Here is a 12,933-nt window from a genome sequence, read left to right as displayed (position 1 = left end):
AGATATGCAAGAAATAAAGTATCCATATTTTAAAAAAGGTAGAATATTAAAAAGTTCTATGTTAGAAAATCTTAGAGATTATCCAAGAGATGTATTAGAAATATATAATGAAAATTTATCTGATGGGATAGTATGTGGATTAACACCAAAAGTAGAAGAAAATATTATAACTTTTACTAAAGGAATTATAAAACATAATGGAAAACTTTATGTGTTAAATAATCCAACATCCATAACTTATGGAGAAACAGAAGTTGAAGTTATGATAAAAGTAAATTTTTATGATGAATTAAAAGATCATGATTATTTAACCCAATATATCGAAATAGAAATAGATCAAGATATGAATTTAATGGATAATCAAAAAGAACTTGGACGTTTTAAATTAAAAAAAGGTGCATATTTACGCAGTAACTATCAAGACTTATATGATTTTACAACAGAATACAATACTATAAATATAGTAAATGTTGAATATTCAGGATATAAAGAGCCCACTATTAGTAATACTATTTTAAAATATTTTGCAAGGCAAGTAATGGCGTGCAGAACTCAAAATCCATTAGATATTAACTTTGCCATGCTTTGTTTAAATAGCACTAGAATAGAAAGAGAAGTAATTTATAATTATATTTCATATAAATTAGGCGAAGAAATAAAATCTTTAACTAATAAAGAAATTCACAGTAGATTGGTTAAAATTTTAGACATGATTAAAAAAGAAAATCCTATTTCAAAAACTTCAAAAGTACCAGGAAGAAAAATTATTTTAGACTAACTTCTTTTATCAATATAAAGCTTATTGAGATCAGGATATGAAAATGGTGATGACATGAATATAATAAAAAAAACTATAAAAATACCTATTTCTCCTAATAATGAAAAAGAAATCATTTTACCCAAATTAGATTATGGTATTTCAGAAAATTTACTTTCAGAAAAACAATATGATTTTGCCAAAGCATATAACATTGCTAAAAAATGCAATAAAGATAGACCCTATATTTTAAATAAAATTAAAAATATAAAAGTTTGTGGAAATAATAAAGATCCTATATTGCTAAATGGAAGAAGCATAAAATTAGGAAATTGTATTATGGATATTGTAAAAGGAGATATTTCAAAAGAATATGTTGATTTTGACATTTTATGTATAGGGAAAAATTTATCTATAAAACGTTTTTATAACTCAAATTCTAAAAAAATAATGAGTTTACAGTCTACTAAAACAAAAGGAATAGGATTATTAGGATATAACTGGGTTATAGAATATGAAACATATTGTGATTATTCTCAAGATAAGCTAATAGTTTATGAAATTAATGGAGAAAAATATATATTTTTAAAACAAAATGAAAAATGGATAAATACAGATGAAAGAAGTTTAGTTTTTATAGAAGATGAAGACTTCAAAAGAAAAGAAATAACAGTAAATAAATTAGGTTTTAAATATATATATAGTTTTGATGGAAGATTAAAAGCTATAAAAGATAATAATAACAACTTTTTAGAATTAAGATATATAAATAATTCTTATTTGATTGATAAAATTATTTCCTCATGTGGAAAAAGTTTAAGCTTTAAATATGAAAATAACAAAATATCCGAAATAACAGATAATATTGGAAGAAAGGTAAAATATTTTTACGAAGATAATTATTTAATAATGGTTCAGCAAGTTAATGGAGGTAAATATAGATTTTTTTATGATGATAATTGTAAAAAAATATTTAAGATTGTAGATTGTAATGGGAATAATGAATTTCATATGGAATACAGCAAATTAGGGACTCCTAAGAAATTATATTATTCTAATAATTTATTTTGGAATATAACATATAACTTAGAAAGCAAAGAGATAATATTTCATAATGAAGATTTTCCAATTACTTTTAAATACGATAATGTAGGATTCATTAAGGAGATTATAACCAATAATAATATCTATACATATCAATATGATACATGGGGAAATATCATATCAAAAACAGATATAAAAGATTATAAGCAAATATATATATATAATCAGTATAATCAGTTGATATCTTATCAATCTTCAGATGGAGTTATAGAAAATATTTTTTATAATAATAAACATTTAGTTTCTAAGATTATTAAACCAAATGGATATGAAAAATTTTTTTCATATGACTCAAATAACAATTTAATAGAAGTAAGAGAAAAAATATATAAAGGAATGATAGCTGTAACTAAATATGAGTATGATGCAAATGGAAGAATAACAAAAATCATAGATCCGAATAAAAATATCACAGAAAATATTTTTAAGACGAAAAAAAGTGTATTTCCTGAAATTATAATTCGTTATAGTGAGAAAGATAAAGAGAAAAAAGAAGTAATAGAAAGAGAATATGATGAAGTTTCTCGCATGATAATGGAAAATTATCTTGGAGTTAAAACAAGATTTATATACAATAATAAAGATTTATTAGTACAATCCATTTCCCCTAATGGAACTTATGATTTTAGACAATATGACCCTATGGGAAATCTTAAAGAAGTAATATTACCAAAGGAGATAAAAGAATCTAGTATAAATAAAAGACCTGCTTGTAAATACATTTATAACTACGATGAAAATAATATACTAGTTAGCATAAAAACTCCTACAGGTAAGGTATTATTAAATGATTATAAAGATGAAAATAAAAAAAGTTTAGTAGAGAAAATAGATACTGATATTATAGTTAAATATGATTATGTAGGTAATATATTAGAAAAACGTATTCCCGTAGATAAAAATGAATATGAAGAAACCTTATATCAAGTTATCAAATATTCATATGATAAAAACCAAAATATTATACAAGAAAAAAAGGGAGCAGAATATGTATTAAAAGACGAAGAACCATTAACATATGAAATAAAAAAATATGAATATAATGGAGGGAATAATATAACCTATTTTTCTTCTAATTCAGGAGAAGAAATACATTATATATATGAAGGAATGGATAGATTAGTAAAAGAAATCATTAAGATTAATGATTATACCAAACAAAAAATTATATATAAATATAATGAAATAGGATTATTATCAGAAAAAATAGATTTGATAGATATAGATGATATAGATTTGGAATCAGAAAAAATAGATATAAAGAATATGTCATCAGCAAAAATAAAAACCTTATACGAATATGATGAAAATGGAAATTTAACTAAAATTACAATTCCTTCAGGAGACACCCTAGTCATTGAATATGATAAAAATGGAGATATGATACGTTCTAGTAATACGGAATTTTTAGAATATGATTATAAAAATTCTTTTTATTTGACCTTACAAAGCCAAAAAAAAGAAAAAAAATATAATAATATTAAAAAAGTAAAAATAAATACAAAACAAAACTTAAAGTATATATATGATAAATATAACAGAATTGTTAAAATAATTTATCCGAATGGAGAATATGAACTTTTTGAATATGATTGTGCAAATAATATAACAAAATTTATTGATAAATCAGGACAAGTTACAGCATATACATATAACAGCATTAATAAAATAAGAAAAATTATTACGTCTGACAATATGGAAATAAAATTTTTATATGGATTAGATGGGGAAGTAAAAAAGTATGAAATAGAAAATAATATACAAGAAAATTTAGGATGATATGAGCTAAAGGGGTGGGCAAATGGATTCAAAAAGGAAGATTATAAATATTTTTTTAATAATACTCATTTTATTAATATCGCCTATAAAAACAATAGCAGTTTATGGTGAGGAACTCACTGAAAAAAAATATAATAGTATTTTATTTTTAATAGACTGTAGTAATTCTATGAATTATCAAGATGAAGAAAAGTTAACCAATGAAATAATTAAAATGTTTATAGATGGTTGTTATAGTGAAGAAACAGAAATAGGATTTGTAAGTTATAGTGATAAAGTTCTATCATCTTATCCTTTAACTTCCATTAAAAAAATAGAAGATAGAAATGATATAAAAACTCAAATTGATAAATTAAAAAGACAAGGTAGTACAGATATAGGTATGGCACTTAGATATGGAATGGAAATGTTAAAAGAAGCCTATAAGGAAAATACTAGACCTGCCATAATATTGTTTTCAGACGGAGAAACAGATTTAACATATTCAAAAACAGGAAGAACCTATGAAGACTCAAAAAAGGATGAAGAACTAGCTTTTGAAATAGCAAAGGATATAAATTGCCCTATCTATACTATAGGATTAAGCCGAAATGGGAATTTAAATACTGATTATTTACAGAAAATATCAGAAGAAACAGGAGGGAAATTATACAAAATACAAAATTCCAGTGAACTTCTTGAACTATTTAACACCCTTTTTGAAGATGTCACAAAAGTACCAGTCATAACTAATGGAATAATAGAAGGAAGTGGAGCAGAACAAAAAATTACTTTATCTATTCCTAATAAATACATAAGTGAAACTAATATATTAATACAACATAATAAATCCATAGGAAAGGTAAAAACTGAGTATTCTTCATCAGATATGAATTTATATAATTCTAAAAGATATACAGGGATAAAAATAAATGACCCTATGACAGATAGTCTTACCCTTAATTTTTATGCAGCTCTAGGAGATACCATAAAAATCAATGTGATAAATTATGCCAATGTAATTCCCAAAATAGAAATATCAGAAAAATTAAACAATGCTCAGATACCAATTAAAGTAAAATTATTTGATTTAGAAGATAAAGTTCCAGTATCGGATAATACATTTTATGATGGTTTAACTGCAGAATTAATTATACAAGATTTACAAAACAATACAATAGAAGTTTTACCCATGGAAAATACAGGTACAAATTTTTTGGCTATATATAATAATAAAAATCCAAAAACATATGCTTTACAGGTAAATGTTAGAGGAGAAGATTATAATGAAAAATCAACAATACAAGAAGTAGTTTTTAAAAATAATAACCCAGAACAATCAAAACAGCAAAAAATTAATGTTTTAAAACAAAATAAGGAAATTACATTTGATTTAAATGATTATTTTTCTGATATTGATGAAGATTTATTAACATATACCATAATAAATCATGATGAAAATTTAGCTAAAGCAGAAATTAAAGATAATATGCTTATATTAACTCCTATAAAAAGTGGATTAGATAGTGTTAAGTTGCAAGTATCTGATAATAGAGGGGGTATTATAGAAGCTAATATACAATTAGATATTATGCCCTTTTGGATATATTACAAAAAACCTATTTTAGGAGTATTGGGTATTTTTAGTATTTTGCTAATTATATATTTGATTTTTTTAAAAAAATCAAGATCAGTTGAATTTAAACTATCAAAAGCATTGCCAATAAGAAAAGGAATAGGCTTTCACAGAGTTAAATTTGAAGGATATTTTTTAAAAACATTAAGTGGGAATAAAATCCCAGTATTAAATTGGAATGCAGCTTATATAGAAGATATACATTTTATTAGTTTAGGGGACTTATTTTCTATGCTAGATGTAAATGAAAACTTAAGAGAAGCTTATAAGATATACTTTGAAGCAGGAAGAAATGGAACAGTAATATTTTACCATGAAACAGACTGCATAATAACCTTTAAAAATCAGACTGTACCAAGAGGCAAAAAAGAAATACTTCATTATGATGACAGGCTACATATTATATTTGAAGATAATGTAACAGAAATGGAACTGCGTTTTAAACATGTAAAAAATGTAGCTAGAGTATAAAGAATAAAATTTTATAAAAAGGAGGCATATTATGAATTCATATGTTGTAGAAGGAGCAAAATTAAAATGCTCCTTAGGAACAAAATTATCAAAACTTACTTTACCAAAAGGGCATGGAGTATATCTAAAAAATAAAAAACAAGCTAATGCAAGCGACCATATACCCATAAAAAATATAGGATGCTTTGGAAATTGTCTAATTTCTTCTCCCCCACCACCATGTGTGGTAGCAACTAACTCAAAATGGATATTAACAAAACGAGATGTCTATGTGGGGAATGATAAAGCTTTACTAAAAAGCTCTAAATGCTTTTGTTCAATAGGGGGAGTCATAAGTATTGTAGATGATGGTCAATAAAAGGAGGGATAGTATGGCCAATAAAGATGAAAAAGAAATAGTTGATTTAATAAATAAAGTAGAAGAAAGTATAGCACAAATGATAATAGAGGAAGAAGATGCTATACCAGATATTAAAGTAGAAGATATAAATATAGATGGAGAAATAATAAAATTTTCTGAAGTAGAAGTAATACCTGAAAAATTAAAAATGTACATTCCAGATGAATTTAAATTAATACCAGAAGAAATAAAAAAATTAAAATATCCCAATGAAAATAGACCAGAATATATTTATGCAAATAAAACTTACGATATAAATTTAACCTTTAAACCTTATGAAGAAAATGTAGAAGAAGAAGATTTAGTTGAAATAAGAGATAGCTTTAAAAATGCAGTTAAAATAATGAATCCTACCAGCGAATTTTTAGGAGAAGGAGTAATAGAAGCTGAATTTTTAGATATACCTTATTTTGAGATAAAGACCTCTGCCTTTGATGGAGATATATATAATCTTATGTTTTTTTTATCCGTCAAAGAAAAATTTACAATGGGAACCTTTAATTGTTTAATATCAGATAAAGAAGATTGGCATAAAATAGCAAAAGCTATGATTAAAACAATAGTATAAAGGGGGTGGTAGTTATCATTACCAATACATATATGGATATAAGTGTATATCCCTTTGAATTTAAACAACTCAAAAACCTTAAAATAACTCAAGAGATAAATGACCATGCATATCTACATTTGACAGGAATGATTGATAAGGAAAACAAAGATAAATATATAGAAGATACTAAATTAGGGAATCAAGTAGAAGTATATCAAAATATAGATAAAAAGCAGGAAATACTTTTTAAAGGATTAGTACAAGATATAAAAATTAGAAATGTAAATGATACCTATTATTTAGAAATAAAAGCAGTATCAAACACTTATTTAATGGATATAAAAGAAAAAAGCCGAACATTTCAAGATATAAATCAAACCTACAAAGAAATATTTAACAATATTGCAAAGGAATACAAAGGAGATTCCCTAGATAAAGCAACTAATGGAAGTACCACAGGGAAATATATAATCCAGTATAAAGAAACAGATTGGATGTTTGTAAAAAGACTAGCTTCTCACTTTAATAGTCCTATATTACCCGATTGCAAATTTAATGAACCCAAATATTATATAGGAATACCAGAATTAGATGGTAAAAAAGAATTAGATGATTTTAATTATAGCCTAAGAAAACGAATAAAAGACTTTGCCATAAGTTCTCAAAATACAAATCCAAATATTACTGAATTAGATAGAACAGAATACATAGTTGAAACAACAGAGTATTTACAGTTAGCTGAACCAGTAAAATATAAAAACATTAAATTATATGTCAGAAAACTAACATATGAAATAAAGGATTCTTTAGTAGTTAATACCTATGTACTAACAACTAAAAAAGGGCTTTCAGTGGACAAAATTTATAATGATAAAATCTGTGGAGTTTCCCTTCAAGGGAAAGTATTAGAAGTAAAAAATGATTGTGTAAAAGTACATATATTCCCAATCGATGAAAAACAAGATGTTAATACAGCATATCTATTTAAATACACTACTAGTTATACAGCAGAAGGCAATAGTGGATGGTACTGTATGCCTGAAATAGGAGATACAGTATATATATATCATCCTAGTAATAAAGAAGAAGAAGCTGTATCCATAAATTCCATAAGAACTCAAGAAAATAGCAGTGATAAAATAACAGATCCTGCAACAAAGTACTGGAGAACCAAAGATGGAAAAGAAATCAAATTAAGTCCAGAAGAAATACTAATAACAGCTAAAGATGAAGAAATATATATCAAAATAAATGAAAAAACGGGAATAACAATATTTAGTAAAAAACCTATATCAATAAATACAGAATCAAATCTTAGTATTAGTTCAGCAAAAAAAATAAATATATCAGCCAAGGAAGAGATCAAATACGAATGTAAAGAAAGCAAAATACAAATGGGTAAAGATATAGTAATAGAAGGCAGAAAGATAAAAAACAACTGTTAATTTGGAGGAATGATATTGAAAGAAAAAAGAATAGAGCAGTTTTTAAATAAAGATGTAATGCCTTTATTTCAGGAAATAATGAATAAATTAGTAGAAAATTTAAGAAAAGATATTTACAAAATAAAAAAAGACTTCAAAAGAAACCTAGAAGAAACAGTAGAAATCATAAAAGAACTTCAAGAAAAAGGAGAATTAAAAACCTTAGGATATCTAATAATCACCATGTTAAGAACAGAAATAGCCCAAAGAAACTACAAATACAGAATAAAAGCATATAACAAATACCTATACTTTGATATTAATCCAAAAGATATAACGGATATAGATGTTAGTTATTTTTATAATGATTTAGATACCATGTGGGATACCCTTTATAAAGAAGCTAAAAAATACTTTTTATATGTTACACCAAATGATGTAGATAACATAATACAAATATTAATAGAACAAATTCATAACTTTATGGTATATGCATACATGGAGGCAGTAGAAGAGATGGATATGGAAACTCTAATGAACACCATATCAGTAGAAGATGACTTTCAACTTTTAATAGGAGAATATATGGACAATACCATCATTTTATATGAAAAAACAAAAGAAGAAGACATAATTAATACCTAAAAGAAAAGGGAGATGACAGTGGAATATTTTGTTATAGAAACTGATGATAGAAGATCAAAACCCTTAAAAATATCATTACTAGAAAGTGAACTAAAAAGTGAAGAACCTATAACAAAAAAAATAAATGTATCCCAAGAAGGAATGGTTTGTGAAGTAGAATATGTAGACTTTATATCAAGTCCCATTCCCCTATTCTCAGATAAATTCAAAGATATAGCATCCACATATTATCCAGACTTAAACTGGAGGCCTATATTTGTCGTAACAAAAGATAAAAATTTAGTGTATTGGCTGTTAGAGGAAGAAATAGTAGAAGAAGTTGTAGAAGAAGATGAAGATAAACAGATAAAAATAAAAAAAGAAGAATTAGAAGATAGGACATTATTTATAGCAAAATTGGGGAAATTCAAAAAAATAACCATAGTCCCTTTAGCCTTAGCAGAAAGCATTCTAAGAAATAATCTATCAGGGATAAGAATGAAAAAGCTAAAACAGTATTAAAAGGGGGATAAAATGAGTGATACAAAAAATCAGCTTACATATCAAGATATAAAGGTAGAAATACCTTATAAGATAAAAACAATAACCAAAATAGCAGTAGAGAAAAAAATAAATGAACATGGGAAAGCAGAAATACAAGGAATACTAGAAGAAGATGTACAAGATGACCTAATAATGAATGCAAGTTTAAAAGATAAAGTAGAAATAAAATGTAAAGCCAAAAAAGAACAAACAATATTTACTGGAGTAGTAATAGACATAAAGCTTAAACATGTAAACAAAGTAAAATACATAAAAATAAAGGCTTTAAGTCATAGCTTTTTAATGGATATAAAAAAGAAAAGCCGAAGTTTTCAAAATAAAGACAACACCTATGAAAATATATTCAAAAAAATAATAAGAGAAGAATATAAAGGGGACTACATAGATACCTTAACTAAAAAAGCTTCTCAAGGGGCAAGCATTATACAATATCAAGAAACAGACTGGGAATTTATTAAACGATTAGCCTCCCATTTTAATGGAGTAATAGTTCCCGAAACCACAGGAGATACTCCTAAGATATGGATAGGAATACCCAATGGAGAAAGCTATAAAGAAGAAGAATTATACTACACCATAGAAAAAGACATAAAAACCTTTGGAATTATAGACCAAAATGTAGGAAAACAAAGCCATTTAAACCATATAATATACGAAGTCGAAAGTAAAAATCTATATAACATAGGAGATAAAGTAACTTATAAAGAAGTTCCCTTTATAGTAAAAGAAATAAAATTTAATTTTGAAAAAGACTTAGTGTATCTAAACTATAAATTTCAAAAACCAGAAGGCATAAAAGTAAGAAAAATATACAATGAAAAAATAAGAGGAGCAAGCCTTGACGGGAAAATATTAAAAGTAGAAAAAGACACCATAAAGCTGCATTTAAATATAGACAAAGAACAAACAGAAAAAGAAGCATATCCCTATAAATATAACACACCATATACCTCAGAAGGAACAACAGGCTGGTATGTAATGCCAAAGGAAGGAGATAGTGCAAAACTATATATACCAGAGGCAGACGAAACCAAAGCCTATGTAAGGGTTATAAATAGGACAGATGGGAAAAGTAATCCCCTAACCAAAGACCCAAGTACAAAATATTTAGGAACTATAAATCATAAACAAATAAAAATGAGTAAATCAGAACTAAAAATAACAGCAAAAGAAGAAAAAAAAGGTAAAATGCATATATCCATGGAAGAAGAAAAGGGTATAAGTCTAGAAAGTGATAAAAAAATAGAAATAATATCAGAAAGCGACATAACAATAACAGGAAATAAGATAAATGTAAGTGATAAAGAAGAAATAAGAAAAGAAGCTTTTCTAAGTACAGCAAGGCTTTATGGAAAAACGGAATTCAAAAGCTCAAAGATAACTATGAAAGGAAGAATATAATACACACTTATAGGAGGTAAGAAAAGTTTAAAATGTAAAAGGAATAAAAGAGAGGGGTAAAATGATAAATATAAGGTCGTGTGTAAGTAATGCATTAAAAAACTGGGATATACCTAGTCCAAAAGATATATTTGATAAAGCAATAGACATAGGAGAAAAGGCTTTTGATAAAGCAGTAGACATAGGAGAAAAAGTAGTAAATCATGTAAAAGAAAATCCAGATACATATTTAGATGCATTACAATTAGGATTAGATATAGCAGGTATGTTCACTGTTTTAGGAGTAGTACCAGATTTAATTAACGCAGGTATATCAGCAGCAAGAGGAAACTGGTCAGATGCGGGATTATCATGTATAGCTGCAATACCATTTATAGGAGATGTAATAGGATTAGGGAAAATAGGAACAAAATTACTAAAAACACCCTTAGGAAAATTTTTGTTTAAAAATGTAGATAATATATTAAAAGACTTACTAAAGTTGCTTTCAAAATCCAAATTAGGTAAAATGATAATAGGAGCAAAACCTGTTAAAAAGGGTGTATTAAAGAATATAGATAACTTATCTAAAAAAGAACTAGAATTAATAGACTCTTCAGTAGACTATATAAGGACAAATAGCAAATTGCAAACTCAAGCATTTAAAAATACAACTCAAAATAATATTACAAAACAATTAAGAAATGTAAATGAAGGAATAACCTTTAAAAAAGGTGGTGATTTATGGGATAATACAAGAATAGGAATTCAAAATGAACTCAATAATTTCTCTAATAAGAGAATTTCTCAAACAAGAAATTTTGCTGATGATGGTTTAAAAACAAGTTTAAAAAACACAGACGACGGAGTAGAAATAACCCTTAAAAAAGGAGATAATATAGGAGAAGGCATAAATAGTGAATCTAATAGATTATTAAATGAAAACTTTGAACAAGAAAGAAAAGNCCCTTAAAAAAGGAGATAATATAGGAGAAGGCATAAATAGTGAATCTAATAGATTATTAAATGAAAACTTTGAACAAGAAAGAAAAGTCGTTGGCTTAGACGATACAAACGATCAATGGAAAAATCAAAATAATAAAAATAGAAATAACAAAAATCAAAACAATAAAAATCAAATTGATATTCCGAATAAAGCAGATGATGATGTAAAGGGTATAAATAAAAGTTTTCAATTAATAGGCGATGGTAGCACATTAAGAAAAGTAAAATTTTTTCATGGATTAAAACATGCCAAAAAGAAACATTTTTTCGGAAATGGTAAATACAGTCTTAAAGTTATTGACCCAAAAGGTAATACAGATAAGTGGATGCAATATATTAATAAAATAGCAACAACAGGTGAAGGAACATATAAAAAAATACCAAATGGTGATATTCTTGAGATAAATGGTATAATGCCTAAAACTGGAGGAGGTAATTTAAAGATTGGGGTAAGATTATACAAAGCAAAAGATTCAGATGTATGGCAATTAAATACTATTTTAACTGCTCAATAGAAAGGAGAATGAAATGGCATATCTACATAATACTAAATATGATACATTTATAGAATTACAATTAAAGAATAATAAAGAAAATAATTTTTGGCTCAAATATATTTTAAATTTGGGAATTAAACAAAATTATAAATATGTGACAGTATTATCATTAAATAATTCACAGTTATATTTGGATGCATTTCTTGAACCAGAAGTACCTAAGATATGTAAAGGTTTATTATCGGTTATTAATAAAAATACAAATAAATTTATATTTGAACCAATTGATGAAAAAGATTTTAGGTTAGAGTTTAAAAATAATAAAGATAAATATATTATAGAGATATTTTCAGATCAATTTAATATAAATAATTCAATAGATTGGATATTTGAATCAAAAATTGGATTAAAAATGGAAGTGACAAAGGAAGAAATACTTAAATTTATATCGTCTTTACAGAGTGAATATGATAATATTGTGACTCGTTGTCAATAGTTGGGGTGGGATTATTTTAAATCTCGCTCCATTATTGATTTTAAGCTTATTTTAATGTATAAATTAAATTTTAATATTTTTTCTTATTTTTGGGCGTACTTAATAAATCTAGCTAATTTTAGAATTTTCCACAAAATATTTAAATATAAAAAATTACTGGGGAGATGAAAAAACCAAGCTAGTAGAATTTGATGTAGGCGACGACCAACAATACTATGCCTTTATCCCAGCAGATACAAATGTAAAAAACATGTACGACGTTACAAT

At 25.7% G+C, this 12,933-nt stretch carries 10 protein-coding genes; all 10 read left to right on the top strand.

Features of this window, described 5'->3' with window-relative positions:
- Positions 1-4 precede the first annotated feature (4 nt).
- The 10 genes from OM90_RS06915 (at position 5) to OM90_RS06860 (ending at position 12,666) form a co-directional block, all read left to right on the top strand.
- The gene (locus tag OM90_RS06915; RefSeq protein ID WP_058486173.1) at positions 5-778 is read left to right on the top strand and encodes a hypothetical protein; all 774 of its coding nucleotides are present in this window, start codon (positions 5-7) and stop codon (positions 776-778) included.
- A 54-nt stretch (positions 779-832) separates the two neighbouring features.
- On the top strand, positions 833-3,640 hold the full coding sequence (locus OM90_RS06910; RefSeq protein WP_058486172.1) for an RHS repeat domain-containing protein: 2,808 nt from the start codon (positions 833-835) through the stop codon (positions 3,638-3,640).
- A 22-nt stretch (positions 3,641-3,662) separates the two neighbouring features.
- Positions 3,663-5,726, top strand: a complete 2,064-nt coding sequence (locus OM90_RS06905; protein ID WP_058486171.1) for a vWA domain-containing protein — start codon at positions 3,663-3,665, stop codon at positions 5,724-5,726.
- Positions 5,727-5,757: 31 nt separating this feature from the next.
- The gene (locus OM90_RS06900) at positions 5,758-6,084 is read left to right on the top strand and encodes a DUF4280 domain-containing protein (RefSeq protein WP_058486170.1); all 327 of its coding nucleotides are present in this window, start codon (positions 5,758-5,760) and stop codon (positions 6,082-6,084) included.
- A 13-nt stretch (positions 6,085-6,097) separates the two neighbouring features.
- Positions 6,098-6,694: a hypothetical protein gene (locus tag OM90_RS06895; protein WP_058486169.1), complete on the top strand. Its 597-nt coding sequence runs from the start codon at positions 6,098-6,100 to the stop codon at positions 6,692-6,694.
- Between the two features lie 32 nt (positions 6,695-6,726).
- Entirely contained in the window at positions 6,727-8,121 is a 1,395-nt protein-coding gene (locus OM90_RS06890; RefSeq protein ID WP_058486168.1) for a contractile injection system protein, VgrG/Pvc8 family, read from the top strand.
- A gap of 15 nt (positions 8,122-8,136) precedes the next feature.
- Complete coding sequence (locus tag OM90_RS06885) at positions 8,137-8,745, top strand: hypothetical protein (protein WP_058486167.1); 609 nt, start codon at positions 8,137-8,139, stop codon at positions 8,743-8,745.
- A gap of 18 nt (positions 8,746-8,763) precedes the next feature.
- On the top strand, positions 8,764-9,246 hold the full coding sequence (locus OM90_RS06880; protein WP_058486166.1) for a hypothetical protein: 483 nt from the start codon (positions 8,764-8,766) through the stop codon (positions 9,244-9,246).
- 12 nt (positions 9,247-9,258) lie between these two features.
- Complete coding sequence (locus OM90_RS06875; RefSeq protein ID WP_058486165.1) at positions 9,259-10,689, top strand: contractile injection system protein, VgrG/Pvc8 family; 1,431 nt, start codon at positions 9,259-9,261, stop codon at positions 10,687-10,689.
- A gap of 1,512 nt (positions 10,690-12,201) precedes the next feature.
- Positions 12,202-12,666, top strand: coding sequence for a hypothetical protein (locus OM90_RS06860; protein ID WP_058486162.1), 465 nt, complete (start codon positions 12,202-12,204; stop codon positions 12,664-12,666).
- Positions 12,667-12,933: the final 267 nt, after the last annotated feature.

The sequence above is a fragment of the Defluviitalea phaphyphila genome (genome assembly GCF_001466305.1).
Taxonomy (GTDB): Bacteria; Bacillota; Clostridia; order Lachnospirales; family Defluviitaleaceae; genus Defluviitalea_A; species Defluviitalea_A phaphyphila.
This window is presented reverse-complemented; position numbering and strand designations above follow the sequence as displayed.

Bases quoted from the DNA above. Each gene is read 5' to 3' on its own strand.
- OM90_RS06910 (WP_058486172.1), top strand. From the start codon at position 833: ATGAATATAATAAAAAAAACTATAAAAATACCTATTTCTCCTAATAAT.
- OM90_RS06900 (WP_058486170.1), top strand. From the start codon at position 5,758: ATGAATTCATATGTTGTAGAAGGAGCAAAATTAAAATGCTCCTTAGGA.
- OM90_RS06905 (WP_058486171.1), top strand. From the start codon at position 3,663: ATGGATTCAAAAAGGAAGATTATAAATATTTTTTTAATAATACTCATT.
- OM90_RS06890 (WP_058486168.1), top strand. From the start codon at position 6,727: ATGGATATAAGTGTATATCCCTTTGAATTTAAACAACTCAAAAACCTT.
- OM90_RS06875 (WP_058486165.1), top strand. From the start codon at position 9,259: ATGAGTGATACAAAAAATCAGCTTACATATCAAGATATAAAGGTAGAA.
- OM90_RS06895 (WP_058486169.1), top strand. From the start codon at position 6,098: ATGGCCAATAAAGATGAAAAAGAAATAGTTGATTTAATAAATAAAGTA.
- OM90_RS06915 (WP_058486173.1), top strand. From the start codon at position 5: ATGCAAGAAATAAAGTATCCATATTTTAAAAAAGGTAGAATATTAAAA.
- OM90_RS06860 (WP_058486162.1), top strand. From the start codon at position 12,202: ATGGCATATCTACATAATACTAAATATGATACATTTATAGAATTACAA.